Genomic DNA, 24279 nt, shown 5'->3' on the forward strand with positions numbered 1-24279 from the left:
CGGCTAGCGCTCCAGCGACAGTGAGTGCCAGATGCTGGTGACAAGGCGTTGCCAGGCCTCGCGATCCTGTGAGTAGACGCCCGAGGCGGTCAGGTAGACGGCGTTGAGCAGCTGGTCGCGGGCTAGGGAGTCGTCGGGCGAGCGCGCGCGGAAGTCGTCGATCAGCCGCCGCTGGTCGTCCTCGAGGAACGGCAGCTGGGCCATGACCATGGCCGCGAGGTCGTCGGCGCCGGGCGCCGGAAGGTTGAGGAGCAGGCAGCGCCGCAGGAACGCCGGCGGGAAATCCCGCTCGCCGTTGCTGGTGATCACGACGATCGGGAAGGCCCGGCAGTGCACCCGCCCCTGGTGCACCACGGCCCTGCGGTCCGGGTCGTCGGTGTAGACGGAAGCCTCGGTCTCGCGGCTGCTCACCCGCACCAGCTCGGGCACCGAGTAGTAACCGTTCTCGAGGATGTGCAGCAGGTCGTTGGGCAGGTCGATGTCGCTCTTGTCCAGCTCATCGATGAGCAGGACCCGCGGCCGCTCGTAGGCCAGCAGCGCGGTGCCGAGCGGCCCGAGCGTGACGAAGTCGCCGGTGCGCACGGGAGCGCCGCCGTCGGCCCGATTGCCCTGGGCCCGCCCGATCGCGTCGTATTCGTACAGGCCGGAGCGCAGTGTGGTACGGCTCGTTATCGACCATTCCAGCACCCGGCCGAGGCGCAGCTCGCGGGCGATGCGGAAGGCGATGGCGGACTTGCCGCTGCCCGGGCTGCCGGTGACGAGCAGCGGCCGGCGCAGCCAGAGCGCCGCGTTGACCATGTCGCATTCGTTAGGGTCGGCGCGGCGCACCGGCTGCGCGTCGAACCGGCCGAGCTTGCGGGTGATGTCGGCGTCGAGCTCCGGCGGCGGCGGTTGCAGAGGCTCACCGTCGAAGCTGCGCCACGCCGGCGGATCGGGCAGCCCGAGCCGGGGCTCGTCCGACGTGGGAATGCCGTCGCCGCGATAGAACCACCAGGCGGGCGGATGCTCGGCCGTCGTCATGGCTGCACTCCCGTGTCGTAGACGTTGCGGTCCGGGTCGTCCCACAGCAGGGCGAGGTGCCGGCCCGGATGCTGATCCCGCTCGTGCGGGGCGAGCAGGCCGGCGTTCTGGCGCAGGATGCGCACACCGTCGGCGAGATCCTCCGGCGGTCCGGCGACGAGCGCGCCGAGGAGCCCGGCCACCTTGGCATCGAGAGGGCCGGGCCGGTGGTCCCAGAGGATCACCGGTATCCCCGCCCGAAGGGCCGCCTGGAGCTCCTCGCCGCCGGACTCGTCGTCCGGGGAGCTGCCGAGCACGACGGTGGTGAGGTTGCGGTCCTCCCGCAGTTGGGCCGCCCACGGGCCCAGGTCGTCCTCGCCCTGCTCGGGGCGGCCCCAGTGCACTCGATGCTGGGACGGGTCCTGCCACAGCGAGCGCCATCGCTGGTTCCAGAAACGCTGGCGGTGCGGGCGGCGCATGCGGTCGAGGCTGCGGACCACAACGCGGTAATCGAGGCAGAGCGGGACGGGCGCGGCCGTGCCCAGCTCGGTGTGCCACCATTCGACCGCGGTGTTGATCAGGTTGGCCGGCAGCAGGAGCTCGATCTCGACCGGCTCGTCACCGAGGTCGCGCCAGGTGGACTCGGCATGCCGGATCGCCGCCTGCAGCACCTTCTCCAGCTCGCGGAACGTGGTCTGCTGCGGATCGGTCGGCTCCGGATCCCAGCGGCTCGCCTGTCGCTGGATCCAGTACCGGACCTGGCAACTTCCGCTCTCGATGCCGTCCCGCTCGATCTGGATGAGCAGGCAGGGCCGGATCGGCGGCCGGCCGTCGGCGCCCTGGGATTCGAGGGACCTTTCGACGGCCCGCCGATAGTCCGGGATCAGCTCGCCGATGTGCAGGATCTGCCGCGCCACCCGGTCGGTCCAGGCGCGCAATTGGCCGCCCAGCCGGTGCGGCGCTCGTGCGGCGACGTGCTCGGCGAAGGCCACCAGCGGCGGGATGCGGTCGGGTCCGGCGTTCTGGCCGGCGAGCGACACGGCCATCTCGGCCAGAGTCGCCGGCTCCGGCAGAGGTGCCACCATGTTGGCCGCCGCAGCCTGCCACACTGCCGTGCCGTCGACGCCGCCCGCCTGGTCGAGGTATTCACGCAGCCGGTCCATCTCGGGATCGGGCAGCAGCTTGCGCGCCCCGTCCGGCTCCAGCCGCCACACCGGGAACGGCGCGCATTGCGCGAGGATCCCCCGCACACCGCCCGCCGCGACCAGGGACCCGTAGTGATGCCAGACGTCGTTCTTGTACTCGTCGCAGTAGTCGACAACGCCGCGGACGACGAACCAGTTGACCCCTCGGTTCGCCACCCCCGCCGCGACGCCGGCGGTCTCCATCTCGAAGGCCAGCACCCGATGCCGGGCGGCCAGCTCATCACGCAGATCGGCGCTCTTGAGAAGCACGTCGGCGGACCCCACCGCACCGAAATGGACCTTGGGAAGTCCCTCGGGATGCCCGGAGACCGCCCGGTCGGGATGCGGGACCACTCGGCGGTGACGATGCACCTGGTCCGCGCTGTCGGGCGGACGGGCGAACACGGCCATCGGGTAGTCGTCGGGCGACGTGAGCAGCTTGGCCCAGTCCAGGGTCTTGCCCAGGAACTGGTCCGCCTGGATCCGCTGAGCGACCCGCCGAAGATCCATCGAGATGCCGCTCACCGGACGGCGCGGCTCCGCACCGCTCGGCCCTTGCTTGACATGTCCGTAATCGACGATGCCATCGAACGCGACCACCACGTCGCCCAGCCGCACGTGCTCCTGCGGTTGCCGGGGCGCCGGCACGCCACCAGCGATACCCACCATGATCACACAACGGACGTGCGGGAAACTGCGCAACATGTCCGTACAGGTGGCGGCCGCATTGCGGGTATCGCCGTCGGCGAGCGTGACCAGCACCGCCCGATGCGGCCGGCCGGGCTCGGCGCTATCGAGATGTCCGACGCGATACTCGTTCGGGTCGTCCTGCCTGCGAACGGACTGGGGACCGGCCATCAGCGTGCGCATTGCCGCCCCCTCGATAGCCAGTGCGGCGATGATCCCAATAGTCACGTCGGGCCATGTGTCGCTCTCCGCCGTCGCACGCCGGAGGTCCCGATCAGGTGATGCCATCTCACGAGACCGGCGACCGGAGAACACGCCTCCCACCAGGGGATATGGCAGCCGAAATCGATCGCTTGCAGGTCAACTCACGACCCCAATCTACGTGAGATCAACATTCACTGTTGGCAATACCCCGGCCACCACAGTGTTACAGAGTCGGGCACCCCGCACAACGATCGGTTGCAACGACGGAATCATCGGAACGAGCCGCAAATCCTCGCTGCCAGCCCGTAACTGAGGTATTCAAGATCTCAATCCGCCAGCGATCAACGTCATTGTCTCACCCGGAGAAGATTGCAAGATGGAGCGCAAACCACCGATTCCACCGCATGACGAATTCGGTGGCGATCTCCGGCCTCCGGCGAATCTTCAGGAGGTGGAGGCGACCGCCTCGGAGACGGTCTCGACGCCGGCGGCCAGATCGTCCCGGGGGAAACTGGCGTCGTCGGCGAGGTCTGCGGCCAGGTTTTCTCGTAACCAGGTTCGGCCGGACGAGGTGCGGCCGGCCACGATGACGAAGTCTCGCTGTTGACCGGCCGTGCCGGAGCCATGCAGCAGGTGGACGGTGTACCGGCCCTCGCCGTGAATCTCGGTCTTGGCGAACCACTGGCCCGAGCTGTGGCTGACGATCCAGTACTCGTCGCCGCCGGTCGCCCGCTCACAGATGTCGACGTCGATACGCGGATTCTCGCCGGTCGAGTTCTGCTGCCGCACCCGCAGCGCGGTTGGCTGTCCACCGCACCGCTCAAGTGGATCCTCGCTGGGCGAGGGAGAACCGGAGGGGGACCTGCTGGGTGAGCGCGAAGGCGAGGGCGACCGGGAGCGCGACGGCGAGCGCGATGGTGATGCCGAGGGTGATGGCGAAACCGAAGGTGATGACGTGGGCGAGCGGCTGATCGAGGGCCAGGGCGAGGGCGAGGGCGACGACGAAATGGGCGACGGCGAAGGCGCGGCCGTCGTTCGCCGCGGCTGAGGCGCCGCGTACTTCACGATCTTGTGGGTCTGCCCGTCGTGGACAGCCCACGCGGCCGGCCCGCGAATGTCGTCGAACCAGAGGAACTGCCGGTTGCGGTGCACGTCCAGGGTCAGGTTCGGGTGCCCGAACTCCAGCGCCGATTCCTCCGCCAGCCCCTCCCCCACCCGGAAGCGGCGCACGACACCGGCGCGCGGGTCGGGCAGATGGACAACGCCGCCCTCGATCACCGGTGAGCCCGCCGCGAACGGCAATGCACGCCGGAACTGCTTCCCGAACGCGACGACGACCAGCTCCTGCCCGGACACAAGAGCGAAGGAATGCCCGTCCGGCGACGCCCCGAAGCCCCTGGCCGTGCCGGGCACGTCGTGCACGACCGTCTTGGCCGCGGTGCCGCGGACGACGAAAATGCTGTGCCCGTCGTATCCGGCCACGCCGTCGGCGATCCCGGTCAGCAACGGCGCGTCGCCGCCGGGCTGCCGCACCTGCTCGGAGTCGTCGGCGTCCACCCGGGTGACCGCGCCGCCGGCGGTGGCGGCGTAGAGCGCTCCGGGCGCGGCGGCCCAACTGACGATCGAGGCGACCGGCCGGGTCGCGGTCGGCCGGAGAGTGGCGGCATCGATCAGATCAACTGCCTGATCCCGTACGCGAAAAAGCTGCGCACCGCCCACAGTGACCGTCCCACCCAGCGCCGCCGACGCCGTGCCCGCACGCAGCGTTCGTGTGTCCACCGGCGTGAGCGAGCCGTCGGCCGTGGCCGCGACGAGATGGTTCGCCGCGGACACCAGTCGCACACCAGACCGTGCCGCCGGGAACGACAATTGCGCGACGATCTGCGCGGACGGAGTGTCGACCAGCGCGTTCGCCCGCACCAGACGCCCGTCCGCCGAAGCCAGCCACATCGTGGCCGACTCCGGCGACGGGGCCACGGCAGGGGTTCGGCCACCCGCGAACACCGCCGTGGCCAGCAGCACCGGCACGCCGAGCAGCACGCCGGCGTACGCGATGCGGCCGCGCTGCCACGACCGCCGATAGGGGTGATTTATCACTTCCGTCACCTCGCTCGGAGGGCACTCTACGGACGATCGCGTGCACCGTCCCGCCTTCGAACGCTCGGAGTCGTCGGCCCGAGTGGACGGCTGCCGCGGCGGATCGTCCGGCGTCGCACACGCCGAACGGCCACATCGGACATCGATCGGATGACTCCTGGTCACAACGTCCGCACGCACCGCTAGCCTCGGGCCCGCCGACACAAGGAGACCGGATGCAAACGAGCGACGCGGCGGCGCCGACCATGAGGTTCGAGGACTTCCAAGCGGGCTTCAACTGGCTCATCCAGCGGGTGGAAAGCGTCCTGCTCGGCAAGACCGGCCAGGTGCGGCGGGCACTGTTGTGCCTGTTCGCGGGCGGCCACCTGCTGCTGGACGACGTGCCCGGCGTAGGCAAGACGACGTTGGCCCGCGCGCTCGCCTCAGTGATCGAGGGTGGCACCACCGGCCGCATCCAGGGCACGCCCGACCTGCTGCCCAGCGACATCCTGGGCACCTCGATCTTCGAGCCGGACACCCGGAGGTTCACGTTCCGGCCGGGCCCGATCGTGGCGAACATCGTCCTGTTCGACGAGATCAACCGCTGTGCGCCGCGGACCCAGTCCGCGCTGCTGCAGGCCATGCAGGAGCACCGGGTGTCGACGTTCCGGCACGAGGAGATGCTGCCCGACCCGTTCCTGGTGATCGGGACGCAGAATCCGCAGGAGACGCTGGGCACTTACCCGCTGCCGGAGGCGCAGCTGGACCGGTTCCTGCTGCGGTTGACCCTCGGCTACCCGGACCGGGAGGCCGCCCGCGAGATGCTGCGCTCGCACGGCAAGGGCGAGGGCGGCACGGGCGGCGCGATGCCGATCGGCCATCTGCGCGCGATGACCGCGTACGCGGCATCGGTCGAGGTCAGCGACCCGGTGTACGACTATTTGCTGGACATCGTGGACGCCACTCGCGACGACCGGGAGATCGCGCTGGGGGCCAGTCCCCGCGCCGGGGTAGACCTGCTGCGCGCCGCACGGGTCAACGCGCTGCTGCGCTGGCAGCCGCGGGGCGACACCCGGCCGTATGTGAGCCCGGACGACATCCGTGATATCGCCGTCGACGTCCTCGCCCATCGCATGGTGCTCGCCGACCGGGGGAAGCGCGGGTCCGCCGAGGCGCAACGGGCGGTGGTGAGCCGGGTCGTTAACGACGTCAGGGTCCGTCAAGCGGTGGTGCGACAGGGGCGGTTCCCCGGATGACCCCGAACGGTGCGATCCTCGGCGCCGGCGGCCTGATCGCCCTGACCGGCGGCGCCGGGCTCGGCTACCCGGCCGGGTACGCGGTGGCGGCCGTGTGTCTCGCGCTGCTGGTGCTCGGGCTGCCTTTTCCCCCGTTGCCGGGACGGTCGGTAAGGCTCGAGCTGACGGTCGAGCCGCGCACCGTGGTGCGCGGCGACTCGGTCACGGTGTCGATCGCGGCGAACGCACGGGCGGTGGCTCAACTGCGAGTGGGCGAGCAGTTCGCGGAGCTCGCGGTCGGTGGCCGGGAGCCGGCCCGGTGGACATCGCCCGCGCTGCCCCGCGGTCGCCTCATCGTCGAGGTGGAACGGGTCGTGGCCGTCGGGCCGCTCGGCCTGTGGCGGTGGATCATGTCCTCCACCGGCGGTCGCGCCGAGATCACCGTCTTTCCGCGGCACGTGGAGCTGGCCGAGCCGCCCGAGGTGATCGATCCGGAGGAGGACAACCGGCCGGCGCGTATCGGGGTGGGCGCTGGCGCGGCGCTCGCCGGACTGCGCGAGTACGAGGCGGGCGACGATCTGCGGCACGTCGACTGGGCGGCGTCGGCCCGCTCGAGCGACGGCGCCCTGTACGTGCGGCACTTCACCGCGGCACTGGCCGAGGAACACGTCGTGGTCCTCGATCCGCGCGGGCCGGATCGGCGGGAAGAGTTCGAGGTGGCAGTCGATCTCGCGTACTCGTTCCTGCTTGCCGGCATCGAGGTGGCACTCGATGGCGAGACCGAGCCGGTCGGACGCGAGGAGCTGATCGGGCTGACGCCACGAACCGGGCCGCCGGCGGCGAGACGAACCGGCGGCGTGGTCGCGGTGATCACGGCCGAGCCCGATGCCGAGGAAGAACTGCGGACGACGTACGGGAGCCAGGTTTTGATCCTTGGGGTCGGCGGTTCGGGTGCACTCGCCGACGCGGCCGCGGCCTGGGCGGGATGGACGGGCCGGTGAAGATTGCCGAGCGACTGGCGGTCGCGGCCGGGGCATCGGCGGCCGGACTGACGATGCTGCCGGCCTTCGAGTTGCGGGCCCCGGTGGCCTGGACGGTCCTGATCACCTCGGTCGTCGTGGCGGCCCTGCTGCCGGCCGGCTGGTGGGCGGTGCCGGCGCTGCTGATCGCACCGGCCGTGTCGGTGGTGGTTTCGCACCCGGCTCACCTCGATGCGGGCCTGACCACCGGCTTCGGGCGAGCGCTGCGTCTCACCCTGCCGCTGCCGCCGGATCTGGTGGTCGTGCCGGCGATGCTGGCCTGCGTGGCCGCCGCGGCCGGGTCGGTGCTGGCGCGGCGACGGCCCGGCGGACTCGATGCGCTGGTTCCGGCGACGATGACGGGCGCGTACGGCCTGGTCGCCGCCGGGCTCGACGATCAGATCGTGCCGGTGTGCCTGGGTCTCGCGGCCGCCGGATTGCTGCTCGTGGCCGGCCGTCGGCGCGTCGGTGGGTCGATGATCGCCGCCCTCGTCGCCGCCGCTTTCGCCGGGACGCCGCTGCTCATCGTGCCGCAGCGCCCGGCGGCCGACGCGGCGGATCCGCGCGATCACTTCCGCAGCCCCGCTCGCGTCGCGGACAGCGTCGACGTGCTCGACCAGGTGGGTGGGTGGCTGTCGGCCCCGGCCGGAGAGGTGCTGTTCACCGCGACCGGCGGACCGGTGCAGCGGTGGCGGCTGGCGGTCCTGGACGACTACGACGGGCTGACGTGGCGTTCGTCGGGGCGGCCAGTCGCCGCCGGGCTGGGCGTGCCGCCGAACCGCGGGAGGGTACCGGCTACCGCGGTGCGGCAGACGATCACGGTGGAGTCGCTGCGCGGGCCGTACCTGCCGGCGGTCGACCGGCCGCTTCGGATCGGGCCTCCGGTGGAGGCGCTCGACCCGGACACCGGCGTCCTGCTCACCTCGCGATCGCTGGCCGCGGGCGCCAGCTATTCGGTCACGTCGCTGCCCGGCCTCTCGGCGGGCGCGGCATCGACGGCGGCCCTGATGGTTCCCGACGGTCTGCGGCCGGCGGTGGGCGGGTTTGTCGACTCCGTACCGCTGCGGGCGGGCATGACTGCGGCGCAACAGGCTGACGCGGTGGAGACCGCCCTGCGCCAGGGCCGCCGCAACGTCCGCGGCGCGCCCAGCAGCGCGGCCGCGCCGGCGGTCGCAGGCCTGCTCGCTTCGGGCGGCACCGGCACGACGGTGCAGTTCGCGACCGCGTACGCGCTGGCGATGCGCCTGCGCGGCGTCCCATCCCGACTCGTGATCGGGTTCGCCGGCGGGGCCACGGTGCATGCGCGTGACGTACGGGTGTGGACCGAACTGCGAGACGCCGGCGGTTGGGTGCTTCATAACCCGACGCCGCCGCCAAGCGAACCGGACAAGCCACCGCCCCCGGACGGGCCGCCGCCGCCCGACGTCGCGGGGCCGGTCGCGCCTCCGGGTGCGGAGGCCTTGTCGCCACCGAAGCATCCGCCCGGACCAGGGCTGCCGTGGTTGTGGATCGCGGTCGCGGTCCTGGTGGTCGCGATGGCGTACCTGGCGACGCCGGTCGTCGGCCGGGCCTGGCGGCGCTACCGGCCCGGCCCGTCCGATGCCCGGGTGGCCGCCGCCTGGCGAGAGGTGCTCAACGCGCAGGTGGCGCCGCCCGGCGTCAGCAGAGCAACGCTGACGCCGGGGTTGCTGCACGACCGGATCAAAGACCGGCTCGGCGCGGCGGAGAACGCCGGGGAACTGCTGAGCCGGCTCGCCGACCGGGCGCTGTACAGCACACAGCCGTGCTCGGCCGCCGACGCCCGCGAGGCGTGGCGGTCGGCCGATCAGGTGCGGCGCGCCCTTCGGACCTATTCAAAAGCGAGGTGTTGATCATCGCCACTCACCTGTCTTCCGGACGCCTGCGTTTCCTGGCCAATCAGAAGTTCATCGGAGCCGTCACCGTCGTCGGCGTCGTGATCGCCCTGCTGGCCTACATCGGAGACGAGCAGGGCCGGCGTGAGCCCGGACCCGTGACACCCGCGCCCGGCCCGACCGCCACCGCTTCGCCGGCCACCGCTTCGCCGGCCGCGTCGAGCAAGGCCGGTGGCAGCCGCCTGTTCGCGTTGTCCCCACGACCGGTCGACGACCGGACCGTCGAGGTTGCCGTCACGCCGCCGGAGAACCTGGCCCCTGACCGGGTCTACTGGTTCTTCGTCGAGGTGGACTGGGGCGACGGCAACACCGACTACTACCCGCGCGAAAAGCTGACCGGCAAGGCCGACACCCTGACCGTCACCATTCCGCCGGACGCCCCTCTCGACGCGAAACGGGCCGGCCGTGTCTACAGCCTGACCGCGGCGCAGAGCGCCGAGGCCGACGTACGCCTGGAACGGCAGCAGACGACCAGACAGGACGACTTCTTCCCGGACGTCGTCGGCACCGTCGCGTCCGGAAGCGTGAAGCTCCCCTTCGGCACCTGACGCACCCAGCGAAATCGCGTCACATCGGATTCCAGTCGTCGCCCATGTCGGTCCACGGCTGGGCGACGTTGATCGTGCCGCTGAGGCTCGACTCGCGGTAGACCACCTGGGCGCCCTGCCGCCACGCTGCCGGCGCCGGTGATCGTGGATTTGCAGAACAGGAATCCGTACGCCGCGGTGATGGGCCCGCCGGTGGAGCGCTTCTCGTAGATCTGGCGCACGTTGTGCAGCACCGACGGTCCGAGTCGAGCTGCAGCGCCACGGCCTGATGACCGCTGGTCTGGGTGCTCTCGTCGAAGTCGTTGCTGACCGTCAGGTTGCTGTAGATGCGCCCGATGGCTGCGGACTACGGAATCCGCCCTTCAGGGCAGGAAGATCTCTTCGATGGTCATGCCGAATACCTGCGCGAGGGTGAACGCCAGCGGCAGGCTCGGGTCGTACTTCCCGGTCTCGATGGCGTTGATGGCCTGCCGGGAGACTCCGCATCGGTCGGCCAGGTCGGCCTGGCTCCAGCGGCGGGCCGCCCGCAGCTCCCGCAGCCGGTTCTTCATCGGTGGAAACGCGTACGCAGGTCGGCGATGCCGAGCCAGATCGCCACCCCGCCGATGACGATCAGCTGCGCGGCCTGCTCGACTCGAAGGACGCCCGCGGCATCGAGCAAGGTGACCACCTGCAGCGCCACGAGGACCACGGCGAACGCGATCGCCATGCTCTCCAGCTGGATCTTGCGTAGGTACTCGTCGGCACGCCGGAACGCCCGCAGCAGAACCCAGGCCACCGCGAGGGTGAACGCGGCGGTGGTGGCGATCCACCAGGCCTTCTGCGTGGCGGTCTGGTCGGGACTGCTGCCCAGCGCCAGGGCCACGACACCCAGGGCGGACACGGGTATGCCGTCGATGAGGACCGCGCGTCGAGCCGCGCGTGTCACGTGGTCCTGCTGCTCCTGTTTCGTCACATGACGAATGTAAGGTGAACCTTCCATATGGTCAAGCGTCCCTTACATATTCATTCTGGGAGCAGCTCGATCCAGCCTCGGATGTAGTCGGCGGTCTCGAGCTCGACCAGGTCGGGATGATCGGCGGCGACATGCGCCAGAACGAGCTGGATCACGGCGTCGTCGGAGTCGCCACGAGCGACGAACCCACACTCGCATCGGACTTGCCGGGTCATCACCGATACCTCCGGGCGTACTCTTTGGCCGAGTCTGCCACGAGGTGTCCAGAGTGCCAGAGCCATCGCGCGTACAGCTGTGTGGAACGTTCGCCGTCGAGCTTCGCGGGCGCCGGGTGGAGCACGCCCTGCGTGGCCGTCAGGGCCGGCTGCTGTTCGCGTACCTCGTGCTGCAGAGGGGCCAGCATGTCAGCCGGGACGCGCTGATCGACGCGCTCTGGGGCGACGAGCCCCCGCCGTCGGCCGGCAACGCGCTCAACGCGTTGATATCGAAGGCGCGCACGATCGTGGAACCGGACGTGATCGTGGGACGCGCGGGCCTGTGCCTGGTTCTTCCCGAGCCGGCGACCGTGGACGTCGAGATGGCGCTGGCGGCTGTCCACGCGGCCGAGAGCGCGGTCGCGCGAGGCGATTGGCGGGCTGCCTGGGCGCCGGCGCTGACCGCCCATTTCGTGGCCCGGCGCGGATTCCTGCCCGAGGCCGAGGCGCCCTGGTCGGAGGTCTGGCGCCGCCGGCTGGCCGAGGTCGACGTGCGGGCACTGGAAAGCTACGCGACAGCCTGCCTGGAGCTGGGCGGGACCGAGCTGGCGGCCGCCGAGCGGGCCGCGCGCCGACTGATCGAGCACGTGCCACTCCGCGAGACCGCGCATCTGCTTCTCATGCGCGCGCTGGTTGCCCGCGGCAATGTGGCGGAAGCCCTGGCGCAGTACGAGCACCTTCGAGCCGTACTGCGAGACGAGCTCGGCGTGAGCCCGTCGCCGGCTCTGCAGGAGACGTGGGCCGGGCTGCTCCGCTAGCGCCAATGTTCTGCCAACCGGGCGCCAACGCCGCCCGGCCAGGCTGCACGGCATGACTGCTATCGATGAGACCGAACTCGACGACCTGCTGGGCCGGTTCGTCGGCGACCTCGGCGCCACCATGTCGGCCGGCAACGTCGTCCTCGGCGACCGGCTCGGCCTGTACCGGACCCTCGCCGACCACGGCCCCATGACGGGAACCGAGCTGGCAAGGAAGTCCGGCACTGCCGAGCGATATGTCCGCGAATGGCTGGCCGGCCAGGCCGCGGGCGGCTACGTGTCCTACGATCCGGCAACCTCGCGGTACTGGCTCAGCGTCGCCCAAGCGACGGCGTTCGCCGACCCCGACGGCCTGGCGCTGCCCGGCGCGTTCGAGCTCGCGGTCGCCTGCATCGCCGACGAAGACAAGATCCGCAGCGCCTTCCGGACTGGGGAGGGCGTCGCCTGGGGAGATCACCACTCCGGCGTCTTCACCGGGTGCGAACGGTTCTACCGGCCCGGTTACGTCGCGAATCTGGTGAGCGCCTGGATCCCGGCGATCGACGGCCTGGCCGCGCGATTGGAATCCGGTACGGCCGTGGCCGACGTCGGATGCGGACTGGGAACGTCGACGACGCTCCTGGCGCGAACGTACCCGGCGACGACGGTGACCGGATTCGACTCGCACGCGGAGTCGATCACGCTGGCCCGCAAGGCGGCGGCCGCCGCCGGCCTGGTCGACCGGGTCGACTTCCGGACCGCCACCGCCCAGGATTTCCCGGGCAGCCGGTACGGGCTCGTCACGACATTCGACTGCTTGCACGACATGGGCGACCCGGTCGGCGCCGCCCGGCACATCCGCGAGTCGCTCGCCGGCGACGGCGTGTGGATGATCGTCGAACCGTTCGCCGGCCGGTCGGTGTCCGAGAACCTCAACCCGGTCGGCCGGATCTATTACTCCTTCTCCACGTTCCTGTGCGTGCCACACGCGCTGTCCGAGAATGCCGCCGATCCGCTGGGCAACCAGGCCGGCGAAGAGCCGATCGCCCGGATCGTGGCCGAGGCCGGCTTCGGCGTCTTCGGAAGGGTCGCCGAGACGCCTTTCAACATCGTCTACGAGGCCCGGCCCTGAGGAACCGGGGGCTTCCATCATGGCCTGAATGAAGCCATGCTGAAAGTCCCCCATCCCTATCCCCAGGGAGTTCCCCGTGTTGCGACGACAACTCGCCGCGGTCGTGGCCACCGTGCTGGCCGCCACCGCTCTCTCCGCCTCCCCGGCCCAGGCCGCCGATCCACCCTGGATGGACACCTCTCTCGCACCCGGCGCCAGGGCCGACCTGCTGCTCGCGGCCATGACCCAGGCCGAGAAACTGACCATGACGCACGGCGGCGGGTCCTGCGGCTACGCCGGTTGCGTGCCGGCCAACACCCGCCTCGGCATCCCCGCCCTGCGCCTGCAGGACGGGCCGGTCGGCGTCGGCGACGGCGCGACCGGCGTGACCCAGCTCGCCGCTCCGGTCGCCGGCGCGGCGACCTGGGACACCGCCCTGATGAAGCAGTACGGCGGCACGCTCGGCGCCGAGCAGTGGGGCAAGGGCACCAATGTGGTGCTGGCGCCGACCATCAACATCGTCCGCGACCCCCGGTGGGGACGGGCGTTCGAGTCGTTCGGCGAGGACCCCTACCTGGCCGGTCAGATGGGCGCCGCCGACATCCAGGGCATCCAGGGCCAGGGGCCGATGGCCCAGGTCAAGCACTACGCCGTCTACAACCAGGAAACCTCCCGCAACAGCGCCGCGGACAACGCGATCGTCTCCGACCGCGCCGAGCGGGAGATCTACCTGCCCGCGTTCGAGACGTCGGTGAAGCAGGGCGGCGCCGACTCGGCGATGTGCTCGTACTCGGCGATCAACGGGCCGTTCGCCTGCGAGAACGGGCCTCTGCAGAATCGGATCCTCAAGGCCGAGTGGGGCTTCGACGGCTTCATCACCTCGGACTGGGGCGCCACCCACTCGACGGTCGCGTCGGCCAACAACGGGCTCGACATGGAGATGCCGGGCAGCACCTACTACGGCGGCGCCCTGACCACCGCGGTGGCGAACGGCCAGGTGTCGCCGGCGACGATCGACGACCACGTGCGGCGCGTTCTCACCCCGATGTTCCGGCGAGGGCTCTTCGACCGTACGCAGAGCGGCAGCATGGCCAGCACCGTGACTTCGGCGGCGCACACCGCGCTGACCCGCCAGGTCGCCGCCGACGGCAGTGTGTTGCTGAAGAACGCCAACGCGGTGCTGCCGGTGCCCGCCACGACGAAGAGCATCGCGGTCGTGGGGACCGGAGGCGGCAGTGCCCCGATGTACCAGGGCGGCGGCAGCGCGGGCGTGAACCCGTCCGGCTCGGTCAGCCCGTACCAGGGCATCGTGAACCGGGCCGGCAGCGGCATCGCCGTGACCTACGCGCCCGGCACCGCCGGCGCCGGGATCACCGGACTCGCCGGCAAGTGCATCGACGTGGCGGCGGCGAGCACCGCCAACGGCACCCCGATCCAGCTGTACGACTGCAACGGCACCAACGCGCAGTCGTGGACCACCGCGTCCAACGGCAGCCTGCAGGCGCTGGGCAAATGCATGGACGTGACCGGCGCCGGCACCGCCGACGGCACCAGGATCCAGCTGTACGACTGCAACGGCTCCAACGCCCAGAAATGGACCGCCACCAACGGAACCCTGGTCAACACCGGTTCCGGCAAGTGCCTGACCGCCGGCGCCTCCACCAACGGCACCCAGCTGACGCTCGGCGCCTGCAACGGCTCGGCCGGCCAGCAGTGGAAACTGCCCAGCGCGGGCGGCCACGACCAGGCGGTGGCCGCCGCCCGGGCCGCCGACCTCGCCGTGGTGTTCGTCAACAGGTTCGAGTCCGAGGGCAGCGACCTCTCCGACATCAACCTGCCGGCCGACCAGAACCAGCTGGTCACCGACGTGGCCGCGGCCAACCCGAACACGGTCGTCGTGGTCAACAGCGGCTCCGCGGTCACGATGCCCTGGGCCGGCTCGGTCCGCGGCATCATCGAGGCCTGGTACCCGGGTCAGGAGTACGGCAACGCGCTGGCATCGCTGCTGTTCGGCGACGTCACCCCGTCCGGCAAGCTGCCCGTGACCTTCCCCGCCTCGCTGGCCGACGTGCCCGCGCGCACCGCCGCCCAGTGGCCGGGACAGAACAACACCGTGCAGTACTCGGAAGGGATCGACGTCGGATACCGCTGGTACGACCGGCAGAACATCGCGCCCGCCTTCCCGTTCGGCTTCGGCCTGTCGTACACGACCTTCGGGTACGCCAACCTGACGGTCGGCACGCCCGACGCGTCCGGCAACGTCGCCGTGTCGTTCGATGTCAGCAACACCGGCACGCGCGCCGGCGCCGAAGTGGCCCAGGTGTACGTCGGCCAGCCGTCGTCCACCGGCGAGCCGCCGAAGAACCTGCGCGGCTTCGCCAAGGTGAGCCTCGCGCCGGGACAGACCCAGCGGGTCACCGTCACGCTGGACGCGCGCAGCTTCCAGTACTGGAACGGCGCCTGGACCGCGGCGACCGGCAACAACCAGATCATGGTCGGCGCGTCCTCCCGCGACATCCGGCTCACCGGCTCGGTGACGATCGGCTCTTCCAGCTCAGCGCCGCTGACCCGTACGGGATGGATCGCAACCGCCTCGCCCACCAGCACCACCGACGTCCCGGCCCGGATGCTGGACGGCAATGCGGCCACCCGCTGGAGCTCCGGCACCCCGATGACCAACGGCAACACCGTCACGCTCGACCTGGCGGCGCCCCGGACGTTCGCCAAGGTGGTGATGGACTCCGGCGGCAGCGCCTCCGACTACGCCCGCGGTTACCGCATCGACGTGTCGTCGGACGGGAGCACCTGGCGCGCCGCCGGCACCGGCGCCGGCACCGCCGCCGTGGTCACCGCCACGACGGGCAGCCAGACCGCCCGCTACCTGCGCATCACGCAGACCGGCTCGGCATCCTCCTGGTGGTCGATCGCCGAACTGAACCTGTACCCCTGATCCCTGTTCGCGCATGTTCGTTTGTGGATGGATCGGTTCGAACAATCGCGTGGTTCTTTCGCTTGCCCTACCAAAGGAACCATGACCAACACACGACGTCTCCTCGTCAGCACTCTGGCCGCGGTGACGCTGGTTTCGGTCGCCGCCGTCGGCGGCGCGTCACCAGCCACCGCGGCCACCAACCAGTTCAAGGGCATGAACTGGGCCCGCGTGGGCGACAACTTCACCACCGGCACTCACGTCCTCGAGGGGCTGAGCAGCTCCGACAGCTACAGCACGGTCCAGGCCAAGGCCAACGCGATCTACAACGGCATGGCAGCCATGGGGGTCAACACCGTCCGGCTGCCGATCAACACCCAGGACGCCGGCACCACCTGGTGGACGGCCTACCGGGGCACGATCGACGCCGCGACCGGCCGGGGGTTCAAGGTCATCCTCGCCTACTGGGAGGACGGCGCCGCCTCCGGCGGCAAGATCACCAATACGAGCGCGTTCAACGCGATGTGGAACACGGTGGTTTCCGCGTACGGCTCCAACGGCCAGGTCTACTTCGAGCCGATGAACGAGCCGCACGGCTACAGCTCGGCGGACTGGCGCAACTTCGCCGCCTCGTGGATCAGCTCCCATTCCTCGGTGCCGAAGGGCCGGATCCTCATCGGCGGCACCGGTTACAGCCAGGACCTGCGCGACCTGTGCAACGACAGCCGGTTCAGCGGCGTCCTGCTGTCCTATCACTACTACGCGTTCTTCTACGGCACGAAGACCTACGAACAGTGGCTCAGCGACTTCAACACCCGTCTCGGCAACTGCGCCTCGCGGGCGGTCCTGACCGAGTACGGCGCCCAGATGGACAACGGCCTCAACTACAACAACGCGAGCAGCACCGACAACTTCGTCCGCTACCTCCGCGCGGTCACCGAACGCCAGCGCGCCCTCGGCATGGGCGGCGTGTACTGGCCGGCCATCGGCGGCAAGATCGCGTCCGGCAAGACCTGGGACCCGTATTCCATGTACTCCCGGTCGGGCAGCGGCACCAACCAGAACCTGACCGTCCGCAACAGCAGCGGCGCCGGCCGGATCAGGTACGGCTGGGGACTCTGACGTTTTTAGAAGCCCCGCCATCGATGAGTTCACGTCGCCGCCACGGTCTCCCTTGGTATCCGACCATGGAGGGATCCGACATGAACAGGCGAACACTGTTGACCAGTGCCGCGGCGATCGGCACCTCGGCGCTGGCAACGGGGGTCATACCGGGCGGTCCGGCCGCGGCCAGTGGCGGGCCTTGGCGGGCCGGGATCGCCCGGCTGCACGACGCGATGGCGGCCCGGGTCGCGCGGCGCGAGCTCGTTGGCGTCGTCTACCTCGTCGCGCACCGCGGCAAGCTGCACGTCGACACCATCGGTACCTTGGCACTCGGCGGCGACGAGCCGATGCGGCGCGGTACGCCGTTCCGCATCGCCTCGCTGACCAAGCCGATCATCGCGGCCGCCACGATGATGCTGGTCGAGGACGGCCGCCTGTCGCTCGACGAGCCGGTCGACAGGCTGCTGCCCGAGCTGGCCGGCCGGCGGGTGCTCACCCGGATCGACGGGCCGCTCGACCAGACGGTGCCGGCGGCCCGCCCGATCACCGTCGAAGACCTGCTGACGTTCCGGATGGGACACGGCATGATCTTCGAGCCCACCTTCCAGCCGCCGTACCCGATCATCACCGCCGCCACCGACCTGCAGCTGGTGATGGACCAGCCCGACCCCCGCACGCCACTGCGCCCGGACGAGTGGATCCGGCGGTTCGGCACCTTGCCCCTGATGCACCAGCCCGGCGAGCGCTGGCAGTACAACTCGGCCGCCCTGGTGCTGGGTGTCCTGATCGCCCGGGCCGCGCGCCAACCGCTCGAAGACTTCCTCCGTCGCCGGCTGTTCCGCCCGCTGGGCATGAGCACTACTGGGTTCTCCCTCTCGCCCGCCGACGCCGCGCGGCTACCAGGTCTCTACGCAACAGATCCACAGACGGGAGTGCTGCAGCCGCAACCCGGCTCGCAACCCGGCGAATGGACCCGGCCGCCCGCCTTCCCTTCGGGCGCCGCCGGCCTGGCCTCCACCATCGACGACTACCTGGCCTTCAGCCGGTTCCTGCTCGATGGAGGCGTCCACCGCGGCCGGCGCCTGTTGTCGCCCCGGTCGATCCGGCGTCTGACCACCAACCACCTCACCCCGCAGCAGCTCGCCGAGGCCGGCCCGTTCCCCCTCACCGGGCGAGGCTGGGGATACGGCATGGCCGTCAGCGTCACCCCCGACGAGATCTCCGGGCCCGGCCGCTACGGCTGGGAGGGCGGCTACGGCACCGTCTGGTTCAACGACCCCCACCGCGACCTCACGGCGATCGCCATGACCCAGACCGTCGATTTCCTGTTCAACGGAGCCGCGGACGAGTTCCAGCGTCTGGCCGCGGCCGCCGCCGGACAAAGATAGATATCCCTATATATAGGCGTTCGATGTGGGCCTTGACGAATCGATTGAGAACGTTAACATCCTTCGTGCTGCGGGATGACGGACGCCGGCGAAGGCGTATCTCCCCTCCTGATGCGAACCCGTGAGCTCTCCTCGGCCATGGGTTTGTCCCGCGTCGCTGCATTGCCCGGAAATGCCGTTGCGACGTACCGAGGAGTCAACCGAATGAATAGAAGAATGGTCTTCCTGTGCCTGGTCGTGGCGCTGACCCTGAGCGGGTGCGGCCAGGACGGAAATGTGAAGGTGAGGCCGGCGAAGAAGGGCCAGATCACCGTCGGTTTCTCGCAGATCGGGGAATCCAGCCTCTGGCGGGCGGCCAACACCAAATCCATCAAGCACTCACTCAGCATCGAGAACGTCCGGCTCATCTTCGCGGTCGCGGGGCTGAGCCGGGAGAAACAGATAGCCGACATCCAAGGGTTCATCCGCGACAAAGTGGACGTCATCGCCTTCTCGCCGGTGGTGGAGAACGGCTACGACGACGTGCTGCGCGAGGCGAGGCAGGCCAAGATCCCGGTCATCCTCACCGACCGCGCCATCCGGACGTCGGAGCCCGGCCTCTACGTCTCCTCCATCGGCTCGAACTTCACGGCCGAGGGAAGCAGCGCCGCCGTCTGGGTGAAGGGCGAGTTCCGGACGACCCGCAAGACCGTGAACATCGTCGAGTTGGAGGGAACCGCGGGATCGGCGCCGGCGGTCCAGCGCAAGGCCGGCTTCCTGGAAGGGCTGGGCGGCGACCCGAGGTTCCGCATAGTCGCGTCGCGCAACGGCAATTTCTCCCGGCCGGAGGGCGAGGCCGCGATGAAGGCGGTGCTCCGATCCCGGCGGGACATCGACGTGGTGTTCGCACAGAACGACGACATGGGAATCGGCGCGCTGGCGGCGATCGAGGCCGCCGGCAAACGGCCCGGAAAGGACATCAAGGTCGTCACGATCGACGCCATCCACGACGGCCTGATCGCGCTGTCCAAGGGAAGAATCAATTACATCGTGGAGTGCAACCCCCTGATCGGCCCGCAGCTGATGAGGTTGATAAAGGACGTTTTCCTCGGGCTCCCCGTGCCCATGCGGGTCGACACCGAGGAAATGGTGTTCTTCCCCGACAATGTGAACGACTACATCCACGAGCGCGAGTACTGATCTTCGCGGCGGGGCGTGGCCGCCTGCTCGACCACGAGCGGGCCGGCCACGCCGGGGATGGCGATCACGGGGCGCCTCGCGGCTGTCCGATGTCCATGATCTGCCGGAAATGATCGGTCCGCGCCCTCGACGCGGGGTGGATGATGTCCGGTAGTCCACGCGATCACCTTCGGAAGGGGCCTCACAAAAGCATTTGAGTCTTGTGGAGAATGGCGCGACCATGTGCTCTCCTGCGGGTCTTTCGGCGCCGCCGATCGGACCCGGCTGATCGACTTCCTCATTCGCAATCATTTCTCGGCCGGCGCCGAACGATTTCGAAGATCGACAGGGGGCTTGCGATGGATCAGGCCGAAGCGCATTACCAGCGAGCGCGAGCCGCATTCGACGAGGGTTCATGGTCACAGGCGATCGCCCTGGCGGGCCAGGCACTGGCCATCGACCCTGGCCACGGCGCGGCGTTGAACCTCATGATCGCCGCCCGCAAACAGTTCGATCTCGCCGCCGATCCGTACGGCGAGCGCCGGGTGCTCACCGTCCTTATGGCCGATCTCGTCGGTTCTACCCGTCTTCCACGACTTTTGGGACCCGAGGGCTATCGCGAGGTACTTCAGGCGTTACATTCCATTTGCGTAAATGCGATCACTACCTACGAGGGCCGGGTCGCCCAATACCTCGGCGACGGCATCATGGCCTTCTTCTCCTATCCGGAGGCGCACGCGGACGACCCTCGCCGGGCCGTCCTCGCAGGTCTGGAGATAGTGGACGAAATCGTCGCCCGGCGCCCCGAGTTCCTCGAGCGGTTCGGGACGGAAATTCAGATCCGCATCGGCATCGACACGGGCCTCGTCGTGGTCGGCGCCCTGGGTGCCGGCGACTGGACCACGAGCGACTCGATCGTCGGTGACCCGCCCAACATCGCGAGCCGGATCCAGCACATCGCCCGGCCCAACACCGTGGTCGTCTCCGACGTCACTCGCCGCCTGGTGGACCGCGACATCGTGTTGCGGGCCGGCCGGCCGCGCCGGCTGCGCGGCATGCCGAGCGACATGGTGGTGCACCGGGCTCTCGGCTCGATCGGCGCTACCGCGGCCCGCCCGCACCGACCGGGTGGCGGAGCCATGATCGGCCGCGACCGGGAGACCGCGCTCCTCGGTGAGGTCTGGTCGGCGGTCCTGGCCGGGGAGCGGCGCTGCGTCCAGCTGATCGGCGAACCGGGCATCGGGAAGTCCCGGCTCGCCGACCACCTGGTGAACGTGGCGCACGCCTCCGGCGGCCGGTCGATCGTGCTGAACTGCTCATCCCTGCGACGCCACGTGCCGTTCCATCCCGTCGTGACGGCGGTTCGCCGGCTCCTGAACATCCGCCCGGCGGCATCCAAGCTCACGCGATCGATGCTCCGGGAGCGGCTGAACCGGCTCGGTGTGCTCGGTGTCGACCTCGACGCGGCGCTGCCCGTGCTCGCCTCGCTGCTCGGAGTGGAGCAGACGAGCGAGCTGCTCCCGGAGCAGCTGCGCGAACGGACGCTGTCGACGCTCGCCCGGCTCGTGGAGGAGGTGGGCGCGGCGGCGCCGCTGCTCCTCGTCGTGGAGGACCTGCACGACGCCGACCCGTCCAGCCTCGAACTGCTGCAGAGGATCATCGCCGGCGGCGGGCCCGCCGTCGGCATCCTCGTCACCTCGCGGCCGGAAGGCCCCGAGCTCGCCGGCGACGTGACGCGGCTGGCCGTCGGTCCTCTCGACTACACGGCGGCGGCGGCCGTGATCGAAGGGATCCTGATCGGCGCGCCGCCCGGCCAGGTCGCCCAGCTCGCCGACCGCGCCGACGGCATCCCCCTCTACCTCGAGGAGCTGGCGAGCTGGTCGGCCGAACAGGCCGACGGCTCGGCGGTGCCGGTCACCTTGAGCGGCGTCCTGACGGCCCGGCTCGACCGGCTGCCGGCCGGCGCCCGCGAGGTGGCCTCGACAGCGGCGGTCATCGGGACGCAGGTCGACCACGAGCTGCTGGCCGCCGTGAGCGGACGGATCGGCGATCGGCTCGACGGGTACCTCACCGATCTGATCGAGCGACATGTGCTCGTGCGAACGCCTTCCTCGCGACGGCCGAGCTACCGCTTCCGCCACACGTTGTTGCGCGAGGCCGCCTACGACCGTCAGGTGCGCGACGTCCGGCGGAACGTGCACCGCCGCTGCGCCGACGTCCTCGCCGGTTGGGACGGGCTGGGCCACGCCGAGTCGCCGGCCGTGGTCGCCGCGCACTTCGAGGAGGGCGCGGAGCCGGCGCAGGCGCTGCGCTGGTGGTCCCGGTCCGCCCGGGAGGCCGGGCAGACCGGGGCGAACCTCGAGGCGATCGACCAGTACGGCCGCGCGCTGCGGCTCCTCGACGCCGTGCCCGGCCTGCCCGACCGCGCCCTGAACGAGCTGGGCCTGCAGATCGGGCTCGGGATCAGCTCCTCGGTCACGCTGGGGTACAGCTCGGCGCCCGCGCGCGAGGCGTTCGAGCGCGCGGACGAGATCGGCCGATCGCTTCCCGCCTCGACGGAGTGGTCGGCGGCGATCTGGGGCCTCTGGTCGTTCTTCATGGTCCGCGGCGACCTGGACCGGGCGGCGGACCTGGTGGCGCGGGCCCGCCGCATGGCCGACGAGCTGGGCGATCCGCAGCTCGCCGCCACCACCGCCGCGATGGCGGGCTACGTGCTCTTCTTCCAGGGCCGGCTGGACGAGGCCGGCGAGCAGCTCGTGGCCGGCCTGGAGTCGCGGGCCGAGCTGCTGCCGAACGATCCCCACACCGTCAGCAGGGCGCTCATCGGGGTGATCGAGTGGCTCCGGGGCGACCCGGTCGCGGCGGACCGCTCGATCACTCGGGCCATCGACGAGGCGAAGGCCGTACCCGGCGGCCGGGGTACCTTCACGCTGGCCTTCGTCTACGCGTACTCGGCCTGGCTGGCCCAGCTGAACGAGGACCCTTCGACGGCCGTCTCGCGGGCCCGGTCGACCATCGCGCTGGCGACCGAGCACGGCTTCCGGACCTGGCAGGCCGCCGGCTACCTGCACCTGACCATCGGGCTCGGCGAGCTCGGGACGCCCGACCCCGCGGTCCCGGGTCTTCCGGACATGATCGGCGCCTGGCAGGGGGCGGGAGCGGGTCTGATGCTCCCGTACTTCCTCGGCCGGCTGGCAGCGACGCGGCTCGCCGCCGGTGCGGTCGACGCCGCGCTGACCGCCGTCCTCGAAGCGCAGGAGGCGGCGCACCGCAATAACGAGCACGTGTACGACGCCGAACTGCTCCGCCTGCGGGCCCTGATCCGGGCGGCGCGTGGAGAGCCCGACGACCACGTTGTGCGAGACCTCGAGGACGCGGTCCGCGTCGCGTACCACCAGGGCGCCCGCGTCTACGTGTCGCGTGCCCTGACAGATCTCGGTCGCAGGGGTGTGTTCGCCGTGCGGTGCGCGGACCCTTCTTCTGGAGAGCTGGGTACGGCCGTCGGATGGTGGGCCGGACGACCTGGGCCGGCGGAGCTCACCGAAGCAACGGCGTTCTTGACCCCACGGTAGATCTTCCGAGCGGAAGGTGCGGCCATGCCATCGATCAGGGGAGGCGAACTCCCCGAATACGCCAACCGTGCCGGTGACCCGGCCTTCCCGCCGCCCTACATCGTCGACAACGCGGGGATGGATATCTTCCTCTGCTACGGCGACCCGGTGGCGCTCAAAAACGTCGTCGATCGGGCGCTGAACGCGCCCGCGGACTTCTACTACCGGCACCACCCCGGGCGCGGTTTGCGTTTCGAACTGGCGAGCACCGTGGTGGGGTTCGCCTGCATCGACGTCGGCTCCATGCGTTCGAAGCCGGCGCCGGGCCAGTCCGTGAAGCCGCTCGACAAGCTTCCGGGAATCACCAGTGTCTACGCGCATCAGACCGAAGTTGCGGTGATGGTGCAGATCCAGGATCAGACGGGCATGCCGTACTGGTATCTGCCGTACGTGCTCAACGGGCTGCCCACGGCGGTTACGACCGGTCGCGAGGTCTACGGCTACCCGAAGCAGCACGCGGAGTTCGCCGCCGACGGCGAGGCGCCGGGGAACGGCAAGGCGCCAGGGAACGGCGTGGAATACCGGCCGCTGTTCGGCCCGCGGCGGCGATGGGAACACACCGCATCTGTCCATGCCTACGACCTCAAGCTGCCGTCCGGCACGGCGAGCGAGGCCGAGTTCGCACTGACGAAGGTGCTGGAGTTCCGTCAGGGCGAGGCGGCGGGTCGCACGACCTACGCCACCGAGGCTCCCCGCGCCGCACATCCGGCAGTCCGGCCCGACGACATCGACATCTTTCCAGGAGGGCGTGTGGAGGGCGCCTCATCCCCGGTCACCGGCAAGGCTCCACCGAACAGGGTCAGCGCCGTGGCCGCCACCGTCGCGTCCGAGGACCCGGACACGGCGTTCCTCAGCCGCATCCGATCCGACGTCCCCTATGTCTTCCTGCGCCAGTTCCGTGACCCGGAGCGCGAAGCCTTCGCCACCTACCAGTCGACGGTGATCGGCCGACTGGTCCCGGACAGCGCGGACGCCCTGCAGGCGCAGTCGGCGGAGAACTTCAGCCTCGGGCTCCCGTGGACCTTCAACCTCGCCTTCGCGCGGGAGCTGTTCGGTATCGAACCGGACATCGGCGCTGTCGTCACTCGGCCCGTCGTCGGTCTGCTGTCCGGCGAGGACGCCACGTTCGACGTGCTACGGGCCATGATTCTTTGGCCGAGGCGGTGA

Annotated in this window: 18 protein-coding genes; 12 read left to right on the plus strand and 6 right to left on the minus strand. The window is 70.2% G+C overall.

Going from position 1 to position 24279, the window contains the following annotated elements:
- Positions 1–3: 3 nt before the first annotated feature.
- From ACQPZX_RS34455 to ACQPZX_RS34465, 3 genes are all read right to left on the minus strand, one after another.
- A complete protein-coding gene (locus ACQPZX_RS34455; RefSeq protein WP_433364709.1) occupies positions 4–1020 on the minus strand; it encodes an AAA family ATPase in 1017 nt (338 codons plus the stop codon).
- Complete coding sequence (locus tag ACQPZX_RS34460; protein WP_433364712.1) at positions 1017–3053, minus strand: hypothetical protein; 2037 nt, start codon at positions 3051–3053, stop codon at positions 1017–1019. Before ACQPZX_RS34460 ends, ACQPZX_RS34455 begins: the two co-directional genes overlap by 4 nt.
- Before the next feature lie 465 nt (positions 3054–3518).
- On the minus strand, positions 3519–5171 hold the full coding sequence (locus ACQPZX_RS34465) for a hypothetical protein (RefSeq protein ID WP_433364715.1): 1653 nt from the start codon (positions 5169–5171) through the stop codon (positions 3519–3521).
- A 215-nt stretch (positions 5172–5386) separates the two neighbouring features.
- Here ACQPZX_RS34465 and ACQPZX_RS34470 point away from each other — a divergent pair, with 215 nt between their 5' ends.
- The 4 genes from ACQPZX_RS34470 to ACQPZX_RS34485 are packed head-to-tail and all read left to right on the plus strand — an operon-like array spanning position 5387 to position 9865.
- Positions 5387–6406 (plus strand): AAA family ATPase, encoded by a 1020-nt coding sequence (locus ACQPZX_RS34470; protein WP_433364718.1) that lies wholly within the window; start codon positions 5387–5389, stop codon positions 6404–6406.
- Positions 6403–7386, plus strand: a complete 984-nt coding sequence (locus ACQPZX_RS34475) for a DUF58 domain-containing protein (RefSeq protein ID WP_433364721.1) — start codon at positions 6403–6405, stop codon at positions 7384–7386. Before ACQPZX_RS34470 ends, ACQPZX_RS34475 begins: the two co-directional genes overlap by 4 nt.
- A complete protein-coding gene (locus ACQPZX_RS34480; RefSeq protein WP_433364724.1) occupies positions 7383–9275 on the plus strand; it encodes a DUF3488 and transglutaminase-like domain-containing protein in 1893 nt (630 codons plus the stop codon). Before ACQPZX_RS34475 ends, ACQPZX_RS34480 begins: the two co-directional genes overlap by 4 nt.
- Positions 9269–9865 carry a hypothetical protein gene (locus ACQPZX_RS34485; protein WP_433364727.1) on the plus strand — a complete coding sequence of 199 codons (597 nt, stop codon included), beginning with the start codon at positions 9269–9271 and terminating at the stop codon, positions 9863–9865. Before ACQPZX_RS34480 ends, ACQPZX_RS34485 begins: the two co-directional genes overlap by 7 nt.
- A gap of 362 nt (positions 9866–10227) precedes the next feature.
- On the opposite strand, the gene ACQPZX_RS34490 is transcribed toward ACQPZX_RS34485, so the two are convergent.
- The 3 genes from ACQPZX_RS34490 to ACQPZX_RS34500 are packed head-to-tail and all read right to left on the minus strand — an operon-like array spanning position 10228 to position 11035.
- Complete coding sequence (locus ACQPZX_RS34490; RefSeq protein WP_433364730.1) at positions 10228–10416, minus strand: helix-turn-helix transcriptional regulator; 189 nt, start codon at positions 10414–10416, stop codon at positions 10228–10230.
- Positions 10413–10820, minus strand: a complete 408-nt coding sequence (locus ACQPZX_RS34495; protein WP_433364733.1) for a hypothetical protein — start codon at positions 10818–10820, stop codon at positions 10413–10415. The genes ACQPZX_RS34490 and ACQPZX_RS34495 overlap by 4 nt, the downstream gene beginning before the upstream one ends.
- Positions 10821–10870: 50 nt before the next feature.
- Entirely contained in the window at positions 10871–11035 is a 165-nt protein-coding gene (locus ACQPZX_RS34500; RefSeq protein WP_433364736.1) for a DUF1059 domain-containing protein, read from the minus strand.
- Positions 11036–11088: 53 nt separating this feature from the next.
- Here ACQPZX_RS34500 and ACQPZX_RS34505 point away from each other — a divergent pair, with 53 nt between their 5' ends.
- The 8 genes from ACQPZX_RS34505 to ACQPZX_RS34540 all read left to right on the plus strand — a co-directional run bounded on the left by ACQPZX_RS34505 (position 11089) and on the right by ACQPZX_RS34540 (position 24279).
- A complete protein-coding gene (locus tag ACQPZX_RS34505) occupies positions 11089–11832 on the plus strand; it encodes an AfsR/SARP family transcriptional regulator (RefSeq protein WP_433364738.1) in 744 nt (247 codons plus the stop codon).
- A 52-nt stretch (positions 11833–11884) separates the two neighbouring features.
- Positions 11885–12943, plus strand: coding sequence for a class I SAM-dependent methyltransferase (locus tag ACQPZX_RS34510; protein ID WP_433364740.1), 1059 nt, complete (start codon positions 11885–11887; stop codon positions 12941–12943).
- Positions 12944–13019: 76 nt separating this feature from the next.
- Positions 13020–15872, plus strand: coding sequence for a glycoside hydrolase family 3 C-terminal domain-containing protein (locus ACQPZX_RS34515; RefSeq protein WP_433364743.1), 2853 nt, complete (start codon positions 13020–13022; stop codon positions 15870–15872).
- An 81-nt stretch (positions 15873–15953) separates the two neighbouring features.
- On the plus strand, positions 15954–16973 hold the full coding sequence (locus ACQPZX_RS34520) for a glycoside hydrolase family 5 protein (protein WP_433364746.1): 1020 nt from the start codon (positions 15954–15956) through the stop codon (positions 16971–16973).
- Between the two features lie 80 nt (positions 16974–17053).
- The gene (locus ACQPZX_RS34525; RefSeq protein WP_433364749.1) at positions 17054–18343 is read left to right on the plus strand and encodes a serine hydrolase domain-containing protein; all 1290 of its coding nucleotides are present in this window, start codon (positions 17054–17056) and stop codon (positions 18341–18343) included.
- 204 nt (positions 18344–18547) lie between these two features.
- A complete protein-coding gene (locus tag ACQPZX_RS34530) occupies positions 18548–19522 on the plus strand; it encodes an ABC transporter substrate-binding protein (RefSeq protein WP_433364752.1) in 975 nt (324 codons plus the stop codon).
- A gap of 338 nt (positions 19523–19860) precedes the next feature.
- Complete coding sequence (locus ACQPZX_RS34535) at positions 19861–23073, plus strand: ATP-binding protein (RefSeq protein WP_433364755.1); 3213 nt, start codon at positions 19861–19863, stop codon at positions 23071–23073.
- A 24-nt stretch (positions 23074–23097) separates the two neighbouring features.
- Positions 23098–24279: a hypothetical protein gene (locus tag ACQPZX_RS34540; protein WP_433364758.1), complete on the plus strand. Its 1182-nt coding sequence runs from the start codon at positions 23098–23100 to the stop codon at positions 24277–24279.

It is taken from the genome of Actinoplanes sp. CA-142083, from assembly GCF_050942195.1.
Lineage (GTDB): Bacteria > Actinomycetota > Actinomycetes > Mycobacteriales > Micromonosporaceae > Actinoplanes.

Bases quoted from the DNA above. Each gene is read 5' to 3' on its own strand.
- ACQPZX_RS34475 (WP_433364721.1), top strand. From the start codon at position 6,403: ATGACCCCGAACGGTGCGATCCTCGGCGCCGGCGGCCTGATCGCCCTG.
- ACQPZX_RS34460 (WP_433364712.1), bottom strand. From the start codon at position 3,053: ATGCGCACGCTGATGGCCGGTCCCCAGTCCGTTCGCAGGCAGGACGAC.
- ACQPZX_RS34525 (WP_433364749.1), top strand. From the start codon at position 17,054: ATGAACAGGCGAACACTGTTGACCAGTGCCGCGGCGATCGGCACCTCG.
- ACQPZX_RS34470 (WP_433364718.1), top strand. From the start codon at position 5,387: ATGCAAACGAGCGACGCGGCGGCGCCGACCATGAGGTTCGAGGACTTC.
- ACQPZX_RS34540 (WP_433364758.1), top strand. From the start codon at position 23,098: ATGCCATCGATCAGGGGAGGCGAACTCCCCGAATACGCCAACCGTGCC.
- ACQPZX_RS34535 (WP_433364755.1), top strand. From the start codon at position 19,861: ATGGATCAGGCCGAAGCGCATTACCAGCGAGCGCGAGCCGCATTCGAC.
- ACQPZX_RS34500 (WP_433364736.1), bottom strand. From the start codon at position 11,035: ATGACCCGGCAAGTCCGATGCGAGTGTGGGTTCGTCGCTCGTGGCGAC.
- ACQPZX_RS34455 (WP_433364709.1), bottom strand. From the start codon at position 1,020: ATGACGACGGCCGAGCATCCGCCCGCCTGGTGGTTCTATCGCGGCGAC.
- ACQPZX_RS34530 (WP_433364752.1), top strand. From the start codon at position 18,548: ATGAATAGAAGAATGGTCTTCCTGTGCCTGGTCGTGGCGCTGACCCTG.
- ACQPZX_RS34510 (WP_433364740.1), top strand. From the start codon at position 11,885: ATGACTGCTATCGATGAGACCGAACTCGACGACCTGCTGGGCCGGTTC.
- ACQPZX_RS34520 (WP_433364746.1), top strand. From the start codon at position 15,954: ATGACCAACACACGACGTCTCCTCGTCAGCACTCTGGCCGCGGTGACG.
- ACQPZX_RS34490 (WP_433364730.1), bottom strand. From the start codon at position 10,416: ATGAAGAACCGGCTGCGGGAGCTGCGGGCGGCCCGCCGCTGGAGCCAG.